Annotated in this window: 20 protein-coding genes, 1 tRNA gene and 1 pseudogene; 6 read left to right on the top strand and 16 right to left on the bottom strand. The window is 46.5% G+C overall.

The genetic code is table 11. From position 1 onward, the window contains the following. Positions 1-19: 19 nt before the first annotated feature. The 11 genes and pseudogenes from pheT to CL55_RS04710 form a co-directional block, all read right to left on the bottom strand. Entirely contained in the window at positions 20-2,479 is a 2,460-nt protein-coding gene (gene pheT / locus CL55_RS04765; protein WP_046330086.1) for a phenylalanine--tRNA ligase subunit beta, read from the bottom strand. 31 nt (positions 2,480-2,510) lie between these two features. Then, a complete protein-coding gene (gene pheS, locus CL55_RS04760) occupies positions 2,511-3,557 on the bottom strand; it encodes a phenylalanine--tRNA ligase subunit alpha (protein ID WP_046330085.1) in 1,047 nt (348 codons plus the stop codon). Between the two features lie 28 nt (positions 3,558-3,585). Continuing rightward, positions 3,586-3,951 carry a 50S ribosomal protein L20 gene (rplT, locus tag CL55_RS04755; RefSeq protein WP_015421011.1) on the bottom strand — a complete coding sequence of 122 codons (366 nt, stop codon included), beginning with the start codon at positions 3,949-3,951 and terminating at the stop codon, positions 3,586-3,588. 25 nt (positions 3,952-3,976) lie between these two features. After that, positions 3,977-4,174 (bottom strand): 50S ribosomal protein L35, encoded by a 198-nt coding sequence (gene rpmI / locus CL55_RS04750; protein WP_046330084.1) that lies wholly within the window; start codon positions 4,172-4,174, stop codon positions 3,977-3,979. Between the two features lie 150 nt (positions 4,175-4,324). Further along, positions 4,325-4,858: a translation initiation factor IF-3 gene (infC, locus tag CL55_RS04745; protein WP_370624483.1), complete on the bottom strand. Its 534-nt coding sequence runs from the start codon at positions 4,856-4,858 to the stop codon at positions 4,325-4,327. A 33-nt stretch (positions 4,859-4,891) separates the two neighbouring features. Next, a complete protein-coding gene (gene thrS / locus CL55_RS04740) occupies positions 4,892-6,814 on the bottom strand; it encodes a threonine--tRNA ligase (RefSeq protein ID WP_046330082.1) in 1,923 nt (640 codons plus the stop codon). A gap of 113 nt (positions 6,815-6,927) precedes the next feature. Next, positions 6,928-7,004: transfer RNA gene (locus CL55_RS04735), tRNA-Val, on the bottom strand. 19 nt (positions 7,005-7,023) lie between these two features. After that, positions 7,024-9,044 (bottom strand): annotated as a pseudogene (locus CL55_RS10900) (RelA/SpoT family protein). A 15-nt stretch (positions 9,045-9,059) separates the two neighbouring features. Then, positions 9,060-10,880, bottom strand: a complete 1,821-nt coding sequence (locus CL55_RS10880; protein ID WP_052728765.1) for an alpha/beta fold hydrolase — start codon at positions 10,878-10,880, stop codon at positions 9,060-9,062. A 65-nt stretch (positions 10,881-10,945) separates the two neighbouring features. Continuing rightward, positions 10,946-11,596 (bottom strand): CoA transferase subunit B, encoded by a 651-nt coding sequence (locus CL55_RS04715; protein WP_046330081.1) that lies wholly within the window; start codon positions 11,594-11,596, stop codon positions 10,946-10,948. A 50-nt stretch (positions 11,597-11,646) separates the two neighbouring features. Then, positions 11,647-12,345 carry a CoA transferase subunit A gene (locus tag CL55_RS04710; RefSeq protein ID WP_046330080.1) on the bottom strand — a complete coding sequence of 233 codons (699 nt, stop codon included), beginning with the start codon at positions 12,343-12,345 and terminating at the stop codon, positions 11,647-11,649. Between the two features lie 221 nt (positions 12,346-12,566). Between CL55_RS04710 and CL55_RS04705 the strand changes: the two genes are divergently transcribed. After that, positions 12,567-14,237 (top strand): electron transfer flavoprotein-ubiquinone oxidoreductase, encoded by a 1,671-nt coding sequence (locus CL55_RS04705; RefSeq protein WP_046330079.1) that lies wholly within the window; start codon positions 12,567-12,569, stop codon positions 14,235-14,237. Between the two features lie 26 nt (positions 14,238-14,263). Here CL55_RS04705 and CL55_RS04700 read toward each other — a convergent pair whose 3' ends face one another. The 4 genes from CL55_RS04700 to CL55_RS04685 all read right to left on the bottom strand — a co-directional run bounded on the left by CL55_RS04700 (position 14,264) and on the right by CL55_RS04685 (position 17,980). Further along, positions 14,264-15,409 (bottom strand): MFS transporter, encoded by a 1,146-nt coding sequence (locus CL55_RS04700; protein WP_046330078.1) that lies wholly within the window; start codon positions 15,407-15,409, stop codon positions 14,264-14,266. Positions 15,410-15,441: 32 nt separating this feature from the next. Beyond that, entirely contained in the window at positions 15,442-16,557 is a 1,116-nt protein-coding gene (aroC, locus tag CL55_RS04695) for a chorismate synthase (protein ID WP_046330077.1), read from the bottom strand. 43 nt (positions 16,558-16,600) lie between these two features. Next, complete coding sequence (locus CL55_RS04690; protein WP_046330076.1) at positions 16,601-17,056, bottom strand: CBS domain-containing protein; 456 nt, start codon at positions 17,054-17,056, stop codon at positions 16,601-16,603. 75 nt (positions 17,057-17,131) lie between these two features. Continuing rightward, complete coding sequence (locus tag CL55_RS04685; RefSeq protein WP_052728764.1) at positions 17,132-17,980, bottom strand: YihY family inner membrane protein; 849 nt, start codon at positions 17,978-17,980, stop codon at positions 17,132-17,134. 30 nt (positions 17,981-18,010) lie between these two features. Here CL55_RS04685 and wrbA point away from each other — a divergent pair, with 30 nt between their 5' ends. From wrbA to ppk2, 5 genes are all read left to right on the top strand, one after another. Then, the gene (gene wrbA / locus CL55_RS04680) at positions 18,011-18,607 is read left to right on the top strand and encodes an NAD(P)H:quinone oxidoreductase (RefSeq protein ID WP_046330075.1); all 597 of its coding nucleotides are present in this window, start codon (positions 18,011-18,013) and stop codon (positions 18,605-18,607) included. 9 nt (positions 18,608-18,616) lie between these two features. Beyond that, positions 18,617-19,015 (top strand): DUF2069 domain-containing protein, encoded by a 399-nt coding sequence (locus CL55_RS04675; RefSeq protein WP_046330074.1) that lies wholly within the window; start codon positions 18,617-18,619, stop codon positions 19,013-19,015. A gap of 113 nt (positions 19,016-19,128) precedes the next feature. After that, on the top strand, positions 19,129-19,314 hold the full coding sequence (locus tag CL55_RS04670) for a hypothetical protein (RefSeq protein WP_046330073.1): 186 nt from the start codon (positions 19,129-19,131) through the stop codon (positions 19,312-19,314). A gap of 319 nt (positions 19,315-19,633) precedes the next feature. After that, entirely contained in the window at positions 19,634-19,912 is a 279-nt protein-coding gene (locus CL55_RS04665; protein WP_237150542.1) for a histone H1-like repetitive region-containing protein, read from the top strand. A gap of 15 nt (positions 19,913-19,927) precedes the next feature. Then, the gene (gene ppk2 / locus CL55_RS04660) at positions 19,928-20,710 is read left to right on the top strand and encodes a polyphosphate kinase 2 (protein WP_046330071.1); all 783 of its coding nucleotides are present in this window, start codon (positions 19,928-19,930) and stop codon (positions 20,708-20,710) included. Positions 20,711-20,779: 69 nt separating this feature from the next. On the opposite strand, the gene CL55_RS04655 is transcribed toward ppk2, so the two are convergent. Continuing rightward, positions 20,780-21,466 (bottom strand): DUF3313 domain-containing protein, encoded by a 687-nt coding sequence (locus CL55_RS04655; RefSeq protein ID WP_046330070.1) that lies wholly within the window; start codon positions 21,464-21,466, stop codon positions 20,780-20,782. Positions 21,467-21,701: the final 235 nt, after the last annotated feature.

The raw sequence follows: 21,701 nt of genomic DNA, 5'->3' as shown, positions 1-21,701 counted from the left end.
TCTGTTGCTAATATTAAACCTAGCGCAGACGGGCTGCGCAATTTTTCTCAAGTGTTGCCAATAAAGCAGTCATAACCGCTTCAATTTGCGCATCCTGCAGAGTTTCCTGTGGATTGAGCAAAGTCACACGGTAGGCTAAGCTCTTCTCATCATCGGCCATACTACTAGAGCCAGCCTTGGGTTTGAACTCATCAAATAGCTCAATCGCCTTAACAAAGTTTTGCTTCTTTGCATTCATTGCATCGAGCAGAGCCTGCGAAGGAACGGATTGCTTTACCACTACCGCTAAATCTCGCTGTACAGCAGGAAATTTACTCAACTCTTCCGGCTGCGGAATGCCTAAATTACGAATAGCCTCTAAATCCATTTCAAATAAAACTGGAGCCTGCGGTAACTCGTAAGCTTGCTGTAAGCCAGGGTGTAATTCACCAATCCAGCCAATGTTGTGCTTGCCAGATGGGGTTAATAATTGAATCTGTGCCGAACGCCCGGGATGCAGCGCAGGATGAACTGCGGCCTCAGTTGTGAAATGCAATGGGTCGAGCACACGCTCCAAATCACCCTTAACGTCAAAGAAATCAACTGCACGGTCAGCGCTTGCCCACTGCTCTGCTACGAATGGTCCATAAGCCAAACCACCAATTTGCTGAGGCTGATGAAATCCTGCAACTTTGCCAGCCTCTTCATGTACGCTTACATCACGCTTAAATACACGACCCGTCTCGAATAAACGCACACGGCCAGCACCACGATTCAGATTTGACTTAAGGTTAGCCAATAAACCACCCCACAGATTGCTGCGCATGACGCCATATTGATTGGCAATCGGGTTGAGTACGGGAATCAGATCTTTTTCAGTAGCAGCAGCTAATCGCTGTTCACTCTCTAGATCAGTAAACCCAAAGTTCACCGCCTCTTGGTAGCCTTGCAGAGCTAAACGCTGGCGCAATAAATGCACCCCACGCTTTGCCTCAGCCCTAGCACTCATTTTTAAAGAGGAGACTGGTGGTACATCAGGAATATTTTCAAAGCCGTACATGCGGGCGACTTCTTCGATTAAATCTTCCTCAATTTCGATATCAAAGCGATAACTTGGTGGCGTTACAACAAACACATTACCTACTTCTTGCTTAAAATCAAAACCGAGACGCTTGAACACATCAGCAACAATTTCAGCGGTTAACGGAATGCCAATGACTTTCATGGCGCGAGCCAAACGTATACTCACTGGCTTACGCTCAGGGATAGCCAATACTTGATCATCCATTGGGCCAACTTGGCCACCGCATACTTCAACAATCAAAGCTGTTAAATACTCTAAGCAGTTAGCTGTATTTTGCGGATCAACACCACGCTCAAAGCGGTGCGCTGCATCAGTGCTGAAATTAAAGCGACGCGCACGACCCTGAATAGCTGAAGGCTGCCAATAAGCCGCTTCAACATAAATATTTTTAGTGTCATCTGTTACTGCGCAGTGATTACCACCCATGATCCCCGCTAATGCCACAGGACCATTTTGGTCAGCAACCACGCCAGCATCCTGCAGCTTTCCTGCAGAATCTGGGCCTTGCAAAACAACTGTCTGGCCATTTAATAGCTCAAGATTTTCGCCTGGCTTCGCCCAACGAACCGATAAGTCACCAGTCAATTTATCAATATCGAATACATGGGTCGGCTGACCCATTTCTAACATCACATAATTAGAAAGATCTACTAAGGGAGAGATGCTTCTTTGCCCGGCATTACAAAGACGCCGAATCATCCAATCTGGAGTTTGTGCTTTTGGATTAACGCCACGAATAACGCGACCTGCAAAGCGTCCACATAGATCTGGGCTTTCAACTGTCACTTTGAGCTTATCGGCAATAGTGACATTTGCAGGGGTCCACTTAGGAGCACACAATGCAGCACCTGTAATTGCTGACACTTCACGTGCCATACCCATCAGAGATAAACAATCAGCTTTGTTGGGTGTTAACTTAATCACAAAGATCTGGTCATCCAGACTTAGGTAGTTGCGGATATCCTCACCCACTGGTGCATCTGCAGGCAACTCCAAAATACCTTCGTGATCATCACCAAGACCAAGCTCGCGACCAGAGCACAACATGCCTTGGCTTTCTACACCGCGTAGCTTACCCACTTTAATAAGGAAAGGCTTACCGCCCGCTTCAACTGGTGGCAATTCTGCGCCAACTAATGCGCACGGGATCTTAATCCCAGCACGTGCATTTGGAGCGCCACACACAATTTGCAACTCTTGACCAGTACCAGTATCAACTTTGCAAACACGTAAGCGATCTGCATCGGGATGCTGCTCGGCAGAAAGAATTTGAGCAACCACAATCTTCGTAAATGCAGGCGCTACTGAATGCTGCTCTTCTACCTCAAGTCCAGCCATCGTCATGGCATGACCTAGGCCATTGCTATCAAGTGAAGGATTTACATATTGGCGTAACCAAGATTCAGAAAATTGCATATGCGCTATCTACTATTAAAAGGTTGGCCAATTAAGCTGGAAATTGCGCTAAGAAACGGAGATCGTTCTCAAAGAAAAGACGTAAATCATCAACGCCGTAACGCAACATCGTCAAACGCTCTAAGCCAGAGCCAAAAGCAAAACCGGTATAGCGCTCTGGATCAATACCCATATTGCGCAATACATTTGGATGAACCTGCCCTGCACCAGAAATCTCTAACCAACGGCCGGCTAGCTTGCCGCTACCGAAAGCCATATCAATTTCAGCTGAAGGCTCAGTAAATGGGAAATACGATGGACGGAAACGAACTTGTAATTCATTCGTTTCAAAAAAGGTTCTGAGAAAATCGGTATACACACCCTTAAGGTCTGCAAAGGAAACACTCTCTGCAATCCACAAGCCCTCAACCTGATGAAACATCGGTGAATGGGTTGCGTCACTATCCACGCGATAGGTTCTGCCAGGCGCAATCACTTTGATTGGTGGCATTACATCAGCATGGGCATATTTTTTTACATGCTCACTGGCATAACGAACCTGAATCGGGCTGGTATGCGTACGTAACAACAAAGGCTTTCCATTGGAATCTTTGCCATCGATATAAAAGGTGTCCTGCATTGAGCGTGCGGGATGATTCTCGGGGCTATTTAAGGCAGTGAAATTAAACCAATCAGTTTCAATTTCAGGGCCGTCAGCTACATCAAAACCAATGGAGCGAAAGATCTCTTCAACACGTTCCCAGGTACGCATCACCGGATGCAGGCTACCTACTGCTTGGCCACGACCAGGCAAAGAGACGTCGATGAATTCCGCCGCAAGACGTTGTAGCAATACTGCATCAGCCAGTGCTTGGCGACGCTCTTGTAATGCAACTTCAACTTGGGTTTTGATTTGATTAATCTGGGCGCCAGCACTTTTACGCTCATCAGGCGACATTCCACCTAGCGCTTTTAAACGCTCAGTGAGAACACCTGACTTACCGAGATACTTGGCTTTCGCGTCCTCTAGAGCTGCCGAATCGGCAGCTCCGAGGAAATCACGTTTAGCATCCTCGACAATGTGGTCGAGAGAAACCATTGCAGCTTAGTTTTTAATGAACTAAGAATTAAGCTGCAGCGCTTACTACGGATTTAATCCGAGTAACCAAAGCAGCGAAAGCCGCCTTGTCAGCAATGGCCATATCAGAAAGCACTTTACGGTCGAGTTCGATCGCAGCTTTCTTCATACCATTCATGAATACGCTATAGGTCATGTCATGCTGACGAACTGCCGCGTTGATACGAGCAATCCACAATGCGCGGAATACACGTTTCTTATTGCGACGGTCACGATATGCATATTGACCAGCACGCATAACCGCTTGCTTAGCAATACGGAATACGTTTTTACGACGTCCACGATAGCCTGTTGCGGCATCGGTGATTTTCTTATGACGGGCTCTTGCTGTAACCCCACGTTTGACTCTTGGCATTTATTTCTCCTAATCTAGTCTGAGGTTAAGCGTATGGAAGCATGGAGCGAATTGACTTAACGTCTGCCTTCGCAACTTCGGTAGTACCACGTAAGTGACGCTTATTCTTTGTGGTCTTCTTGGTGAGGATGTGGCGTTTAAAAGCCTGGCCTCGTTTGATCGTTCCGCCTGCGCGAACCGTGAAGCGCTTTTTGGCGCTACTCTTACTCTTCATCTTGGGCATAAAGCACCCCTTCAATTACTTGTGCAACATAGGTGGTAACCGACGGTTACGCTTCCTGTACCTAGGAGCACTTCTAACTACCAGAGTCCTTATTAATTCTTAGGAGCTCCTCCCTACTTAAACAACAAACCCATCTTGCGATTGGGTTTATTACTTAGCCTTACGAATGGGGGCCAATACCATCACCATCTGACGACCTTCCATCTTTGGAAACTGTTCTACTTGACCATGTTCAATCAGGTCTGACTTCAAACGTTCCAACATTCTGACTCCGATTTCTTGGTGGGCCATTTCACGACCCCGAAACCGCAGCGTAATCTTTGTCTTATCACCATCTTCCAAAAAGCGGATTAGATTGCGTAGCTTCACACCATAGTCACCATCATCTGTGCCGGGACGGAACTTCACTTCCTTCACCTGAATCACCTTTTGCTTGAGCTTAGCTTCATGCAAACGTTTGGCTTCTTGGTACTTGAATTTGCCGAAGTCCATTATCCGGACTACAGGTGGCACAGCTGTCGGAGCAATCTCAACCAAATCGGTCTCTTTCTCTTCCGCTAAAGCCAGGGCTTCACTCAACTTAACTACACCGATGGGTTCTCCATCCAGTCCAATCAGACGCACTTCAGGAGCAGTAATCTCCCGATTTATGCGCTGCGATTTATCAGTAGCGATCTTCTTAATTCCTTTAAAAAAACAATAAAAACCATTCCACCCCTAGCTAGGCTCGGGTCCGACTTTCTGAGAAATATCCTGCTGGAGTCGGGCAACGAAGGCATCAAGAGGCATTACCCCTAAATCCACTCCGCCACGGGCACGAACGGCCACCGAATTACTTTCTGCTTCTTTATCCCCTACAACTAACAAAAATGGGAGCTTCTGTAATGCGTGCTCGCGTATTTTATACGTAATTTTCTCATTCCGCAAATCCGATTCGACTCTAAACCCTTGTTTTTTCAGAGATTGCTGGACTTTTTGAGCATACGCAGCAGAATTATCCGAGATATTGAGGACTACAGCCTGGGTTGGAGCAAGCCAAACTGGCATATTTCCAGCATGATTTTCGATCAAAATACCGATAAAACGCTCCAATGAGCCAACAATTGCTCTGTGAAGCATCACTGGAGCTTTACGAGTGTTCTCTTCGGTGACATATTCAGCACCTAAACGGGCTGGCATCGAGAAATCCACCTGAATCGTGCCGCACTGCCAAGTACGGCCAATGGAGTCCTTGAGGTGATATTCGATCTTCGGACCGTAGAAAGCACCCTCACCTGGCAATTCTTCCCATTCTTGGCCTGAAGCAGTCAAAGCACCGCGCAAGGCAGCTTCAGCTTTGTCCCAAATTGCATCATCACCAACGCGCTTAGCTGGGCGGAGAGCCAGCTTTACAGCAACTTCAGTAAAACCAAAATCTTGATAAACCTCACGCACTGCTTTATCAAACGCAGCTACTTCAGACTGAATTTGATCTTCAGTACAGAAAATGTGGCCATCATCTTGTGTGAAGCCACGTACGCGCATCAAACCATGTAGGGCACCAGACGGCTCGTTACGGTGACACTGGCCAAACTCGCCGTAGCGCAATGGCAATTCACGATAGCTATGCAAGCCAGAATTAAAAATCTGCACATGTCCTGGGCAGTTCATCGGCTTTAATGCATAGGCACGATTCTCTGACTCGGTTGTAAACATGTTTTCTTTGTAGTTATCCCAGTGGCCAGATTTCTCCCAAAGACCACGATCCAAAATTTGTGGGGCCTTTACTTCTTGGTAGCCTTCCCGCTGATAAACGCGACGCATGTACTGCTCAACCTCTTGCCAAATAGACCAGCCTTTTGGATGCCAGAAAATGAGACCGGGCGCTTCAGGTTGAAAGTGAAATAAATCTAAGAACTTACCAAGGCGACGGTGGTCACGCTTCTCAGCCTCTTCGAGCATATGCAAATGCGCGTCTTGATCTTCTTTTTTCAACCAAGCTGTACCGTAGATCCGTTGCAACATTTCATTCTTGCTATCGCCACGCCAGTAAGCACCAGCAACGCTCAGAAGCTTAAACACTTTGAGCTTGCCAGTAGATGGCACATGGGGTCCGCGACATAAGTCAGTGAATTTTCCTTCGGCATACAAAGACACATCCTCGCCTTGCGGGATGCTAGAGATGATTTCTGCTTTGTAGTTTTCGCCTTGATCCTTGAAGAACTTTACAGCCTCATCACGCGGCATGACTGTACGCATCACTGGCTCATCTTTTTTAGCCAGCTCAGCCATTTTCTTCTCAATTGCCACCAAATCCTCAGGCGTGAATGCGCGATGAAATGAGAAGTCGTAATAAAAACCGTTTTCGATGACAGGGCCAATAGTGACTTGCGCCTCTGGGAATAGCTCTTTTACGGCATAAGCCAATAAGTGGGCTGTGGAATGGCGCACAATCTCCAGCGCCTCTGGGCTTTTATCGGTAATGATTGCCAATTGACTATCTTTATCAATCAGAAAGCTGGCATCCACCATCTTGCCGTCTACTATGCCGCCGAGGGCAGCTTTGGCAAGCCCGCTTCCAATACTTTGGGCAACATCAAGAACGCGTACGGGAGCTTCGAACTCACGTTTAGATCCATCTGGCAGAGTAACTACAAGCATGACCGCTCCATCTTATTAAGATTCAGCCGAAAGACTGATTTACTGCACAACATCCACCAAAAAGAAAGCGCGGGAGCTTTTGGGCAACCGCGCACTTTTGGGTCTTTATTCGTTGGTAGGCTCGATTGGACTCGAACCAACGACCCCCACCATGTCAAGGTGGTGCTCTAACCAGCTGAGCTACGAGCCTATATAAGCCCTAGAGTTTATCACCGGCGGCGTACTTGGGTCACCCCTTTGACTTCTTCTAGCGCATTTTGGGTAAGCCGCAAGGCTACCGAGTCCTTAATCTCCACAGTCAGCAGTATTTGAGCAAGGCCTCGCTTGGCAGATTTACGAAGATCAATCACATGGACGCCCTGCCTTGACAGAATCTCAAACAGCTCACGCATCAACTCAGGGCGATCAAGCCCGGTTACAGCTAAATCTGCAGGAAATACTCGCTTAGGGTCATTTACGACTGCTGTTTCAAGTCCAGAATCATTCCAAGCGGTTTGGATAACGCGCTCAGGGGCTCGCTCCAATAAACCTCTAAACGTTTTGCAAGAGCGCCGATGAATCGATACACCACGACCTTGGGTCACAAAGCCTGCAATCGCATCGGGTGGCACCGGCCGGCAGCACCTCGCCAACTGGGTCATCAATGAATCCACCCCCACAACCAAAACATCACTTGCCTGGCCCTGCTTGCGAGTGCTTTGTTTAAGAACAATTTCTGGGGCTGGAGTAATGACCTTCGCCTCTGTCTTTTGTTCCACCTTGGCGTCGGTGGATTTAGACCCTGCCTCTTCATCATCCAAGGCATTAAACCAAGCGCGTACACGTGTGCGAGCACGCTGTGAGCGCAAGTAATTGCGGCTCGGACTGATCCAATCTCGTGAAGGTCCGCCATGTTTTACAGCGACGATTTCAACCGTTTGACCGTTTTGCAATGAGGTATCTAAAGGCACCATCGCGCCATCTACCCGCGCACCTCGACAGCGATGACCCAGATCGGTATGAACTGCGTATGCAAAATCAATAGGCGATGAACCCTTCTCTAAAGAAATGACCTTTCCTAAAGGAGTGAGTACATAGATATGGTCATCGATCTCATGGTGCTTGAGTTGCTCCCAAGCATCCTCTTTCCAAGAAATGAGTTGCCTTGCCCAAGCAATTTGCCGCTCATAGGCAACCGCCGCACTGTGGGTACCAGTTTGATGACTTGGATTTACCTCATTGGATTATTTTTTAGCGGAGTTGCAGTGCCGACATAAGCACCCTCCTTGTAGCGCCAATGAGCTGCCAAACCATACTCAGCCTGTTGATGCATTTCATTAGTGCGCACCTGAATCTCAAATGCCGTACCGTGCTCATCCATCACTACGGTATGCAAGGATTGATATCCGTTTGGTTTTGGTCTGGCAATATAGTCATCAAATTCACGTGGCACAGGCTGCCAGACGTTATGGACTATTCCTAAAATGGCGTAACAGGATTTAACGTCATCTACTAAAACTCTAAACGCCCTGACGTCATAAAGATTAGCAAAGTCGAGTGACTTGCCCTGCATCTTTTTCCAAATGCTGTAGATGTGCTTTGGGCGACCCTGAACCTCACCTTCAATACGGGCAGCATTTAATTCTTCTTGAAGCTTGCTAACAATCAGGTTAATAAAAGATTCACGCTCAATACGCTTACCATCCAACATCTTGGCGATGTCACGGTAGGTTTCTGGAGAGAGAACACGAAATGCCAAGTCCTCCATCTCCCATTTCATTTGCCAAATACCAAGACGATTCGCAAGCGATGCATCGATATTCAGAATCTCTTGCGCCCAAGCTGTTGGCATCTCGATTTTTTCTTGAGTAATCCAACGTAAGGTTTGTAAGCGCGAAGCAAGATAAATCAAAACGACACGTAAGTCATCACCAAACGCGAGCAACATTTTTCTGAGCATTTCTTCTTGCCCAGAAATACTCAGGCCGCCATCATTACGTACTAGCTTGGCTTGAGCCTGCCGCAGGCCGCGATAGCCAATCAGTAACCTAGCTGACTCGTCGCCAATCAGTTTGGTGAGTGATTCTTTGCCATGGGTGCGGGCAATATTATGTGCAGCGATGAGCGTGGCTTCATCAAGGTGAAGCAACTTCAGTATGCTGAGAACGCCAGCAGCATGATGCTCAGAAGGCTCGCCATACCAACCATCAATAATTTTGATACTCTCAGATGCAGAAGCAGCATTTGACATGGGCTATAGAAATCCTTAACTAAAGAATTCTTTTGCTAAAGCCACTTGCTCAGACTTCACAAAGGCAGGCGCATGCCCTACTCCCGGAATTTCAATACTCCGAATATAAGGATTGACCTTGCACATCTCAGCTACAGTTTTAGCCGAAAGCAAATCTGACTCACCGCCACGCACAATCAACATCGGGATATGAATTTGCTTGAAGGCATGCCACATCGCCATCTCTCCCGCCTTTGCCATAATCGGATTGACAGACGCAAACGGAACAGAAATATCAGGGTCGTAGTGCATTACCCAAAGCCCATCTTTTTGTATGAGCATGGGGCCGTTATAAATCTCCCACTCTTCTGGAGTATGACTGCCAAAAGAGGCACAGATCTCATTGAGGCGTTGCAGAGCATCTGCACGATGAGAAAAGCTAAAAGGCTGGCCAACATAAGAACCTAGTCGCTTGATGGCCTCAGGCTCAATGCGGGGGCCTACATCATTAATCAGCATGCGACGAATCGGACTCTTCGGCATTGCCGCATAGACCATGCCAATCAAACCACCCATTGAGGTACCAAGCCAGTCAACTTGCGCAACCCCAAGATGCCCAATTAAGCTTGCCATATCGGCAACATATTGTGGAACAGCATAGAGCATGGGGTTCTTTAATTGATCCGAATCTCCGCGACCGACTACATCCGGACAAACAACGTAATAGTCCCGACTCATTGCCTCAGCTAGGGTTTTAAAATCACTTCCCCTGCGTGTTAGACCATGAACACAAACTAAGACTTTAGGATTATCAGGATTGCCCCAGGCGTGATACGCCATGCGATGGGGACCATCAGGACTAGTACACGTGACGAAGAAGGTGTCACCCTGATGAATAACATTCGGTATTTTCTTATCAGTAATGAAATCTTCGTCGTGTACATGCTCATCTGACATACCAGGAACTTCTGGCTGCAAAGTCACGTGATCAATTCCGTGTTTATTCAGTAGCATCTCATTGATACGCGCCATGATTTCAGGCCATTCGCCAATACGCTCAATTTCAATATGACCGATCAGGGCTGGGAAGCTGGGAGTCATCTCCCAAACATGCAGATCATGTACCGCTAAAACGCCTGGCACCTTTTTTAAATCCTGACCGACTTGAAGGTAGTCGATATGGAGAGGCACCCCCTCCATCAGGAAGTGATAGGACTCTTTCAAAATAGAAATGGTGGACTTCAAAATTAAAAGGGAGACCAAGATAGATAAGATGGCATCAATCGGCATCCATCCAGTGAGCTGAATCACGATACCCGCAATCAGAGCAGCTATTGAGCCTAACAAGTCGCCCATGACATGAACCAAGGCAGCACGAGTATTAACACTCTTTTTATCGCGCGACAGCACCCATGCGACCACAATATTCATGAGTAAGCCAATGGCCGCCACTATCGTGACAGTTAAGCCATCCACTTTATGTGGATCATAGAATCGACTAATTGCCTCAACCATAATCCAGGCAACTAAGGCCAGCATTGCAATGCTATTAACAAAGGCCGCCAAGGCCTCAGCCCTTCCAAATCCAAACGAATGTTTTGGCGATGGTGGACGACGAGAAATGATTTGCGCCAACAAAGCCAGTCCTAAGGCAGCAGCATCAGTCACCATGTGACCAGCATCGGATATCAGCGCTAAAGAGTTTGCAAAGTAAGCAGCGGCCCCTTCGACTCCTGAAAAACCGAGTGTGAGCACCAAGGCAATAAGCAGGAGATTCTGATTAGAGACTTCCTTGCTATGGCTATGCTTAGCATCGCCCTGCTTGTGTGCGTGAAGTGAATGATCTACAACGCTCATAAAGGAGTCTTTAAAAAAGAAAATGGGGTCATTGACCCCATTATTTCACTATCTATCAAAAGAGGTTAAAAACCTGCGGCGTCTATAGGGGCACCCGTTTTAGATATGACCTCTTCCTTAGTTACGCCAGGAGCCAACTCCACCAACTTCAAACCTTTTGGCGTGATATCGAGTACGCAAAGATCGGTAATGATGCGACTAATAACACCCACACCAGTTAATGGCAGAGTGCACTTAGGCAGAATCTTGATCTCTTCTGTGCCATCTTTTTTCTTAGCAACGTGTTCCATCAAGACAACTACATGCTTTACGCCAGCAACCAAGTCCATGGCGCCGCCCATACCTTTGACCATCTTGCCCGGGATCATCCAGTTCGCTAAATCACCATACTCACTTACCTGCATCGCACCTAGAATTGCAATATTAATTTTTCCACCACGAATCATTCCGAAGGAATCTGCAGAAGAAAAAATAGATGAGCCAGGCAAAGTCGTAATCGTTTGCTTACCCGCATTAATTAAATCCGCATCAATCGTTTCTTCAGTTGGAAATGGACCAATACCCAACAAACCATTTTCAGACTGAAGCCACACTTCCATGCCTTCTGGTACATGATTGGCCACTAAGGTTGGCATACCAATACCTAAATTGACGTAATAACCATCCTTTAGCTCTTTAGCAGCACGTGCCGCCATTTCATCTCTATTCCAAGGCATATCAATCTTCCTAAATATTCTGTACTGTTTTTATATGGTGTCTATCGGTATTAAGCAGCAGACAAAGTGCGTTGCTCAATACGCTTCTCAGGCGTCGTGTTAAGTACCAAGCGATGAACATAAATGCCTGGCGTATGAATCTGATCAGGATCTAATTCACCGTTCTCTACGATTTCTTCAACTTCAGCAACCGTGATCTTGCCAGCCATTGCAACCATGGGGTTGAAGTTACGAGCGGTGTAGCGATAAATCAAATTACCGGATTTATCTGCCTTCCATGCTTTTACGAGTGAGATATCAGAAACGATTGCACGCTCCATGATGTAGCGCTCACCGTCAAACTCTTTTTCTTCTTTGCCCTCAGCTACCAAAGTACCAACACCTGTTTTGGTATAAAAAGCCGGAATACCGCAACCACCAGCCCGCAACTTCTCTGCCAGGGTTCCTTGTGGAGTAAATTCCAGCTCGAGCTCGCCAGCCAAAAACTGACGCTCAAATTCTTTGTTCTCACCAACGTAGGAAGCAACCATCCTTTTTACTTGTCTTGAGTTCAGTAGTAGACCTAAACCAAAGCCATCCACCCCAGCGTTATTAGCAATCGCAGTCAGATTTTGCGCACCGAGGTCCTTAACCGCTTGGATCAAGGCTTCAGGAATACCGCACAAGCCAAAACCACCAACAGCCAGTTTTTGGCCATCTTTTAAGATATCCCTTAAGGCATCAACAGCCGATGGGTAAGTTTTGTTCATAAATTCGTCCTAATATTGCCAAAAAAGGTAAAAAAGCAATCATAACGCTTTAGGCTCCTGCGCCTATTGGCATTGGGCACTAACGTGGTTTCTATGGCTTAGAACTAAACTATAGGCATAGCTTAGAGCTTTATAGGTGGCAGAAATGCTCAAAATACCTAAATACCCACAATGCCTAATGACTAATGCGCCCTATTGATAAGTAATGTCGGAGAAATGAAATGACTGCCCAGGAATTACTCGAACAGTTTGGACCTAGAGAATCCATGGACTATGACCTCGTCATCGTAGGGGGCGGTCCTGCAGGCCTATCCGCAGCCATTAAAGCAAAACAACTAGCTGATGAATCTGGCAAAGAAATCAGCGTCTGCGTGCTGGAGAAAGGTTCTGAAATCGGCGCGCACATCCTGTCTGGCGCCGTCATGGATCCTAAAGCACTAACTGAATTATTTCCTAATTGGAAAGAGCTAGGCGCACCACTTGATACCCAAGTAAACCAAGATGAGTTTTTATTTCTGACCAAGGAGGGCTCGTTTCAAGTTCCGAATTGGATGCTGCCCCATTGCTTTAAGAATGAAGGTAACTATATTGTCAGCTTGGCTAATGTCACTCGCTGGCTGGGTCAACAGGCTGAGAACTTGGGCGTAGAAATCTTTCCAGGCTTTCCTGCTGCAGAAATTCTCTATAACGAGCAAGGCGCAGTTTGTGGTGTGATTACTGGCTCGATGGGCCTAGACAAAGAAGGTCAACCCACAGACCAATTTCAGCTAGGTATGGAATTGCGTGCCAAGTACACCCTATTTGCTGAAGGTTCACGCGGACATTTAGGCAAACAACTCATTACCAAGTTTGCCTTAGACAAAAATGCTGATCCCCAAAGCTATGGCATTGGCATTAAAGAATTGTGGGAAGTTGAACCTTCCAAGAGTAAACCTGGTCTAGTGGTGCATACCGCAGGCTGGCCATTAGAGAGCGACACCTATGGCGGCTCCTTCCTGTATCACTTAGGCGACAACAAAGTTGCCGTTGGTTTGGTAGTTGGGCTGTCCTATAAGAACCCATACCTCTCTCCGTTTGAAGAGTTTCAACGCTATAAATTACATCCAAAGATTCGTGAAACCTTTGAAGGTGGTAAGCGCCTAGCTTATGGTGCGCGGGCACTGACAGCTGGCGGCTTAAACAGCTTGCCTAAAACAGTTTTCCCAGGTGGCGCACTCATTGGATGTGATGCTGGATTCCTCAATGCCTCACGTATTAAAGGTAGTCATGCTGCTATTAAGACCGGCATGCTGGCTGCACAAGCTGCAGTTGCTGCGCTTGCTGAGAATCGTTCCGCTGATGTGCTGGCTGCCTATCCAAGTGCGTTCAAAAATAGCTGGCTCCATACCGAGTTAAATCAGGCGCGCAACTTTAAACCCTGGATGTCAAAAGGTTTGTATTTAGGCACCCTCATGGTTGGCCTTGAACAGAAAATTTTGGGCGGCAATATGCCATGGACGATTCACTTAAAACATGCTGATCATGAATGCTTAGAGCCAGCAGCGCAACATCATGCAATTGATTATCCAAAGCCGGATGGCAAGATTACTTTTGATCGTCTCTCATCAGTATTTATCTCCAATACCAATCATGCTGAAAATCAACCTATTCACCTCACCTTAAAAGATGCGTCGGTACCGGTGAACTTGAATCTCAAAACTTATGCAGGCCCGGAGCAACGTTACTGTCCTGCTGGTGTTTACGAGTATGTTGAAAAGGAGGGTCAGCCGCAGTTACAGATCAATTCGCAAAACTGCGTGCATTGCAAGACTTGTGACATCAAGGATCCAAGTCAAAATATTGTTTGGATTGCTCCTGAAGGGGGTGGTGGCCCAAACTATGGATCAATGTAAAGCTGCTGATCCAGTTATCTAGCGGGCTAGCGGCGAGGTCGTAGCCTTCCAATTGCCATGCCCCCTAGACCGCAGGCTAAAGCGGCCATCACAAATACATTGCGAGGCTCAGTAGCATCCCATAGCCAACCAGCAAATAAACCACCTAAGGTTCCGCCTAAGCCATAAGACACGGTTGCCATTAAAGCTTGGCCTCGTGCCTGAAGGGGGCCAGTAAACCACCGTTGCAATAGTTTCGTAGCAGCACTATGGTGCGCTCCAAAAGTAGCAGCGTGCATGAGCTGAGCCAGAATCAGAACCCAAGTCAGCGGGAAAAAGGCCATTAAGATAAATCGAAACACGCCAATACCAAAAGCGATTTGCAAAACGACTTCGGGATCTAAGCGACTCAGTACTTTGCTCTGGAAATAAAAGAAAATCACTTCAGCTGCGACACCTAAGGCCCAGAACAATCCAATCTGGAATTTGTCGTAACCTAAATCAGCCAGGTAGAGCGAATAGAAGACATACAAAGCAGCATGCGCAAAGATCATGAAAAATCCAGAAAGCAAGAACCAGCGCACATCCGGATTCAAGAGAACAATCAGAAGTTCGCCTTTGACCATCTTGCGACGCTCCATCTTGGGCTCATGCAAGCGAAAGGTAACCAGCGCTAAGAAGGTCAAAATCACCGCGCCCACAATGGGATAAAGCTCGATGCCCTTACGCTGAAATAATTCACCCGCAAATAAGACCATCGCAATAAAACCAATTGAGCCCCATAAACGCAAACGACCGTAACGCTTATCAAATGAATTGTCTTTAAATAAGGCATGCACAGTCGCCGACTCACCCAATGGCATCAAGCTACTGAGGATGGTGTGCAGTACAAACATCCAAATAAAAAATGCAATATAGCTATTGAGAAAAAAGATACTTAGAAAAGTGACTGCTGCTAAACAAGCGCAAAAGCGAATGATGCCAATGCGATCCGATAGGTAGTCTGATAACAAACCCCAAGAGAATGGCCCCACTATTCGGGTGATTTGTAGCATGGACATTAAAACTGCAATCTCAATAACGCTAAAGCCACGATCTAAAAAAAAGAGGCTCGCATATGGAGAAACTAAACCAACATAAGCGAAATATAAAAAGAAAAAGGACCCGAAGGCCCAACGCACTGAAGGTGTCATTTTCTTTTTAGGTTTCTAAAGTAAATTGTGTATCAATCTTTTACAGAGTCGGGACGTGCAGCTGGGATCGAAGGAATAGGATGTTTCACATCGCCGCACTGAGCGCGGTGACGCAAAGCGTGGTCCATCAATACTAAGGCTAGCATCGCTTCAGCAATTGGAGTAGCACGAATACCAACACAAGGATCATGACGACCTTTGGTTTGCACGGTAATCGGCTTGCCATCTAAATCAACCGATTCTTTTGGACTCAAAATACTAGAGGTTGGCTTGATGGCAATCGATACCCGCAAATCTTGTCCAGTACTAATGCCGCCTACAGTGCCGCCCGCATTATTACTAGCGAAGCCATCTGGATGCAACTCATCGCCATGCTCACTACCGCGTTGCGTTACTGACTTAAAGCCTGAGCCAATTTCAACACCCTTCACTGCATTGATGCCCATCATGGCATGAGCAATATCCGCATCTAACTTATCAAATAAAGGCTCGCCCAATCCAATGGGAACATTGCGCGCCCGCACTTCAATCTTCGCTCCGCAAGAATCCCCTGCTTTGCGCAGTCCATCCATATAAGCCTCTAACTGAGGAACGATATCGGCATTCGCGGCAAAGAAAGGATTACTCTCAATCAGTGCCGCGTCTTTAAATGGGATTTCAATTTCACCGAGTTGGCTCATGTAGCCATAAAACTCCGTGCCATATTGCTCTTTAAGCCACTTCTTAGCAATCGCTGCTGCAGCCACTACCGGTGCAGTCAATCTTGCTGAAGAGCGCCCGCCCCCACGAGGATCACGCAAGCCATATTTATAGTGATAGGCGTAATCAGCATGACCAGGTCTGAATGTTTGTAGGATATTGCCGTAATCTTGACTGCGTTGATCAGTATTCCGAATTAACAAGCCGATGGGCGTACCCGTGGTTTTGCCTTCATATACACCGGATAAAATTTCTACTCTGTCAGCCTCTTGACGCTGGGTTACATGCCGGGAGGTTCCTGGCTTGCGGCGATCTAAGTCTAGCTGCAAATCAGCTTCAGACAGAGACATGCCTGGAGGGCAGCCATCAACAATAGCGCCAATGGCGGGACCGTGGGATTCACCAAAAGTGGTGACAGTAAAGAGAAGACCTAATGTATTTCCTGACATATGGACATTATGTCATTGCTCGGGGGCTTGGGCTAGGCTGAGCCTATGGGCTAGCTTTTTGAGTCTCTTCTGGCCAGTCGCGGATATATGCCTTGAGCATGGTGTTTTCAAAGTCCTGGGCCTCAACAACGGATTTGGCCACGTCGTAGAAAGAAATCACGCCCATCAGCATCTTTTGATCAATCACCGGCAAGTAACGTGCATGATCCACTAGCATCATGCGGCGAACCTCATCGATCTCCGTCTCCATATTGCATGTCAATGGTTTGGCATTCATCACGCTTTGAACTTTAAGATCATCTAATTGGCCATGATGTTTTGCCAGAGCCGCAATCACTTCACGGAATGTCAAGATACCCACGAGTTTGTCATACTCCATCACTACTAATGAGCCAATGTCATGCTCACTCATGACTAAGACAGCAGTTTGCAAAGCAGTATCCGGTGCCACTGTAAATAGTGTGCTGCCCTTAACGCGAAGTATGTCGCAAACTTTCATTGGATCTCCAGCAAAGGGTTTTCATTCAATCAATATATGCTCATGCCCCAAAGGAATCAAGGGGTATAAGCGGTTTCAGTAGCTAATCACATTAAGTAACCCGTTACGAATGCTGGGGAGATTGGCAACCAAGACCGCCCCAGCCAAGGTAATCCACCAGGTAAGGTAAATCCAAATCAGCGCCAAGGGGAAGATCGCAAAAGCGCCATAGACCGTTTTGTAGAAGGCGACATTAGTTAAAAAGAGGCCAAAGCCAAACTTCATCAACTCAAAAGTTAAAGCCGCAAAGAAGGCGCCACTCAAAGCATCACGCCACTGAATCTTGGCGTAAGGTAGGATTTTGTAAGCCACTGAAAATACGGCCATGGCCAGGAGAAATGGAACCACCGTTGCCACAAACCCCAAACCAAAGCTCAGGGTTTCTGTCCAACCCTCTGCCGCACTAAATAGGAGACCGCTCAAGTAGGTGCCAATACCCAATAAGATAGGCCCCAATATGGTTGCAGAGAAATAGATCGCCACCTTCTTCAAAATAGGACGACTTTCAGAGATGCGAAAGATCTGATTAAAGGCACTCTCGATGACGGCTAATGTCATGATCGTTGTAATTACCAGGCCGACCAAACCAATCAAGGTGAGACCTTTAGCCTGAGCTGAAAATTGATCCAAGTAATTAAAGACCTGCTGATTTAAGCCCCCCGGCATATAGGTATCCAGTAGCCAAGCCTGAAAGGCATATTTAATTCGAATCACACTAGGGAGATAGCCAATCAAAATGGAGGCTACCGTCAGCATGGGAATTAAGGCAAGCGTAGTAGTAAAGGCCAAGCTAGCCGCTACTTGCTTCAAATTTTGACCCCGGTTACGCTCCCATATCTCTTTTCCCAGAGAGAGCCATAATTGAGGATTCCGTATGAGGCGCATCGCCCATATCATAAAAGATAAGAGAAGAATATGAGCCAATCTGACATTTTAGTTTTGTACTACTCACGCTACGGAGCAACCCGAGACTTGGCTCGACTCATTGCCGAGGGTATTGAAAGTGTCCCGGGTATTAACGCCAGACTGCGCACTGTCCCAGCAATCTCCGCTGTATGTGAAGCTACGGAAGCTGCAGTCCCAGCAGATGGAGCCCCCTATGTTGAATATGCCGACTTAAAAGAATGTATTGGTCTCGCTTTAGGCTCTCCCACACGCTTTGGCAATATGGCCGCTCCCATGAAATACTTCTGGGATGGCAGCTCTTCAGAGTGGCTTAATGGTGCGCTCATTGACAAACCTGCTTGTGTCTTTACCAGCACTGGCAGCCTACATGGCGGCCAAGAAACTACCCTACTTACCATGATGATTCCCTTGCTTCACCACGGCATGATGCTCATGGGTATTCCGTATAGCGAACCAGATCTCATGAACACCTCAAGTGGGGGTAGTCCTTATGGCGTCACCCACCTTGCGCATGCCGATGGTCGAGCGCCGATTAGCCCTGAAGAACAGCGCCTAGCGATTGCTCAAGGCAAACGCTTGGCACTGGCAGCTCTCAAACTGATTTAAGGGTAATTTATGTTCAAAAGCTGGCTCTCCAAAAACCCTTATCAGCTTATAGCTACGGCAGCTTTTGTTGATCTATTCATTCTGTGCGTTGCTTGGGAATGGTTCATTTCCCCACTCAGGCCCGGCGGCTCCTGGCTCATTCTCAAGGCTATTCCCTTACTATTCGCCATTCCAGGCCTATGGAAAGGCAATGTCTACACCATGCAGTGGGCCTCTATGCTGATCCTGCTCTATATCACCGAGGGCTTGGTTCGTATTTTGGAAACTGGAGTCAATTTCTGGATGGCAGCCTTAGAGACTGCCATAGGAACAGTGGGGTTTGTCTGTCTGCTCATGTTCCTCAAACCCATCAAAGCGCGCGCTAAGGCAGCAAAAAAAGAGCGGGCTGCAGCCGAAATCCCAGAGTAAAGGCCTTAAAGGAGCTGATTTGCCGACTTTTTGCCAAATTCTTTAAAAATATTACTTATTTGTGTCATCTCAGCCACTTTTCCATGCGTTGTATGCTCATGGAGGTAGTTAATATGTCAACAAGACTAAAACGCTGGGCCCGCACTATTGAACAGATCGACTTGTCCAAAAGGACACCTGAAGTCGCTATTGGCTATCTAGATAGCAAATACCGCGATATCGCCTGGCGCTACATTCGTATTTTGGGCTTTGAGCGCACTATTAGCTTTATGGCCAGCAATAACTTCCACCCAGAATAATCCGCTTCACTTCAAAAAAACCCAGAAGATCTCCTGTCTGGGGTTTTTCAATTCAGGGATCAAGTAGTAACTGATACCCAAATCATCGGATTCCTGCTTCTTGCCTAACTTAATAGACCTTGCAAGATCCCATCAATTTTACCTCGAAAAAAATATTGAACATATTGGGAATATGAATCTGAGTGTCATAATCGCTTGAAACTGATCGCAATAAAACGTAGGATCAACAGTTAGACATCAGCCATTTACGCAGATTAAATAAACAGTACTCTCTTGAAAGGAATACACCATGAGTCAGAAAAAATTGGTTAAGCAGTTATTGAAAAAACTAGACAAGCTCGAGGCAGATAGAGAAAAACTCATCGACAAACTGGCAAAAGCTTTGGATAAGCTCGAGAAAAATACGCCAGTTAAAAAGGTAGCAGCCAAAAAAGCAGCGGCAAAAAAGGCTCCGGCTAAAAAAGTAGTAGCCAAAAAAGCCCCAGTTAAAAAAGTTGCAGCTAAGAAAGTGGTAGCAAAAAAGGCTCCGGCTAAAAAAGTAGTAGCCAAAAAGGTTGTTGCGAAAAAAGTAATTTCAGAAACACCTATTGCTGAATAATCCAATGTTTTGCGAATGCTGCCCGTGAGTAACTCTGAAATTCATGAGCATACTTACGAGGCAGACCTCAGACTTCTTCAAATTGAATTAGTCAAACTTCAGCGTCACATTATTCAAAAAGGTAAGCGTCTCCTAGTCATCTTGGAGGGTCGTGACGCTGCTGGTAAAGATGGATCCATCAAAAGTATTACGGAGCATTTAAGCCCCAGAGATAGCCGAATTGTTGCTTTGAATAAGCCCTCTCCGCACGAGGAAGGCGAATGGTACTTTCAAAGATATGTTGCTCAACTTCCAACCGCTGGTGAATTCGTATTATTTAACCGTAGTTGGTATAACCGTGCGGGCGTCGAAAAAGTCATGGGATTTTGCACTGACGACCAGTACAAGCAGTTTATGAATACGGTCAATGATTTTGAATCCCTACTAGTCGGATCTGATATTCAAATCATTAAATATTACTTAGATATCAGCAAAGAAGAGCAGGCAGCTCGACTGAAGGATCGTGCAAAGGATCCACTAAAGCAATGGAAGATTAGCCCAATAGACCAAAAGGCACAAAAGATGTGGAGCGCTTACTCGGAAGCTAGAGATAACATGCTCAAGAAAACTAGCTCATCAGATGCTCCCTGGACAGTCGTTAGTGCCAACGATAAAAGGCTTGCGCACCTCAATCTGATTGCCAATTTGTTGTCACGAGTTGATTACCCAGACAAAGACAAGAAGATCTTAAAGATTGACCCAAAGATCGTGCTGACTTGGCCTGCAGATTCTAAAAGGTTACCGAAGCTCTCTCAATAGATTCGAGGCATACATGCCTATGCCTCATCCATAGCCAGCTACCTACTCAATTGATATCGCATAAAACGATTATTTGGCAGTAGTTGCTCTTGGGTCAGCAGATGTCTCCATTGCCACTTTCACTACCTTCTTAGCCATAGCTACAAATGACTCAACCGAACCACCGCCAGTGCGGAACGATTCACCCTGAATGGTGACCAAGCCTTCGCCAATCAATTCTTTTGTTTGGCTATCGGTAATCTTGCTCTCTACCAACATTGCTGGGGTTTTAGAGTTCACACCGCCAGCATAAGCAGCAGCGTTCAAAGCCAAACCAATCGGCGTGAAATTCCATGGGTATAGGCTATCTGCCGAGCTCTCTGCACCCGTAATACCAACAGAGATGCGAGCAACACCTGGACCAGCTTGATTGACGATCCTAATATTGCCACGACTATTCAATGCACTCACCATAGAATCTTGTAATGCAATCTGAGCTTGACTAATCACCTCTGGAGAAATTTCCTTAGTCGCATTTTGGTTCAAATAAATTGGATCCAAAATCACTGCAGTGTAAGCAGCTGGATTGACGCCAGCTTTTCGGAATCTCCAAATACGAGTATCAGCTTCAGATGTCGCCATCGGTACAAGCACTGAGTAATTTGGCAAAAAACCAGATTTTGGCATTGGCTGGCTTGCCAATTTAGGCGTATTACTACAAGCAGCCAACAAAGTAGCTACAGAGATTGCCGCAACTAAGGCGCCTAATTTATTCATAATTTCTTCCAGTGAATGATCTATTTGATACTAGCCTAACTGCCAGTGTTGTTAAATCATACGCTTTATACAGACCATGAGACCAAGTGATCAGCGATGCTGAGCAAGTCATCGGGTCGCCTGATTTTTGATGGGGTTGTAGCCTCCACTCATTAGAGTCATATTCATGAAAATAACCCAAGACTAAACAGAGCAGCGTGAATAGTGGCAATATATGAAATTCGTCCAACAAGGC

The sequence above is a fragment of the Polynucleobacter duraquae genome (genome assembly GCF_000973625.1).
GTDB lineage: Bacteria > Pseudomonadota > Gammaproteobacteria > Burkholderiales > Burkholderiaceae > Polynucleobacter > Polynucleobacter duraquae.
Note: the sequence above shows the minus strand (reverse complement) of the source record. Positions and strands in the feature narration are given on the sequence as shown.

Coding starts and splice junctions, on each gene's coding strand:
- CL55_RS04685 (WP_052728764.1), bottom strand. CDS start 17,980: ATGCGCCTCATACGGAATCCTCAATTATGGCTCTCTCTGGGAAAAGAG.
- CL55_RS04690 (WP_046330076.1), bottom strand. CDS start 17,056: ATGAAAGTTTGCGACATACTTCGCGTTAAGGGCAGCACACTATTTACA.
- rpmI (WP_046330084.1), bottom strand. CDS start 4,174: ATGCCCAAGATGAAGAGTAAGAGTAGCGCCAAAAAGCGCTTCACGGTT.
- pheS (WP_046330085.1), bottom strand. CDS start 3,557: ATGGTTTCTCTCGACCACATTGTCGAGGATGCTAAACGTGATTTCCTC.
- pheT (WP_046330086.1), bottom strand. CDS start 2,479: ATGCAATTTTCTGAATCTTGGTTACGCCAATATGTAAATCCTTCACTT.
- wrbA (WP_046330075.1), top strand. CDS start 18,011: ATGAGCCAATCTGACATTTTAGTTTTGTACTACTCACGCTACGGAGCA.
- aroC (WP_046330077.1), bottom strand. CDS start 16,557: ATGTCAGGAAATACATTAGGTCTTCTCTTTACTGTCACCACTTTTGGT.
- thrS (WP_046330082.1), bottom strand. CDS start 6,814: ATGCTTGTAGTTACTCTGCCAGATGGATCTAAACGTGAGTTCGAAGCT.
- CL55_RS04655 (WP_046330070.1), bottom strand. CDS start 21,466: ATGAATAAATTAGGCGCCTTAGTTGCGGCAATCTCTGTAGCTACTTTG.
- rplT (WP_015421011.1), bottom strand. CDS start 3,951: ATGCCAAGAGTCAAACGTGGGGTTACAGCAAGAGCCCGTCATAAGAAA.
- CL55_RS04710 (WP_046330080.1), bottom strand. CDS start 12,345: ATGAACAAAACTTACCCATCGGCTGTTGATGCCTTAAGGGATATCTTA.
- CL55_RS04705 (WP_046330079.1), top strand. CDS start 12,567: ATGACTGCCCAGGAATTACTCGAACAGTTTGGACCTAGAGAATCCATG.
- ppk2 (WP_046330071.1), top strand. CDS start 19,928: ATGCTGCCCGTGAGTAACTCTGAAATTCATGAGCATACTTACGAGGCA.
- CL55_RS04670 (WP_046330073.1), top strand. CDS start 19,129: ATGTCAACAAGACTAAAACGCTGGGCCCGCACTATTGAACAGATCGAC.
- CL55_RS04715 (WP_046330081.1), bottom strand. CDS start 11,596: ATGCCTTGGAATAGAGATGAAATGGCGGCACGTGCTGCTAAAGAGCTA.
- CL55_RS04700 (WP_046330078.1), bottom strand. CDS start 15,409: ATGACACCTTCAGTGCGTTGGGCCTTCGGGTCCTTTTTCTTTTTATAT.
- CL55_RS10880 (WP_052728765.1), bottom strand. CDS start 10,880: ATGAGCGTTGTAGATCATTCACTTCACGCACACAAGCAGGGCGATGCT.
- CL55_RS04675 (WP_046330074.1), top strand. CDS start 18,617: ATGTTCAAAAGCTGGCTCTCCAAAAACCCTTATCAGCTTATAGCTACG.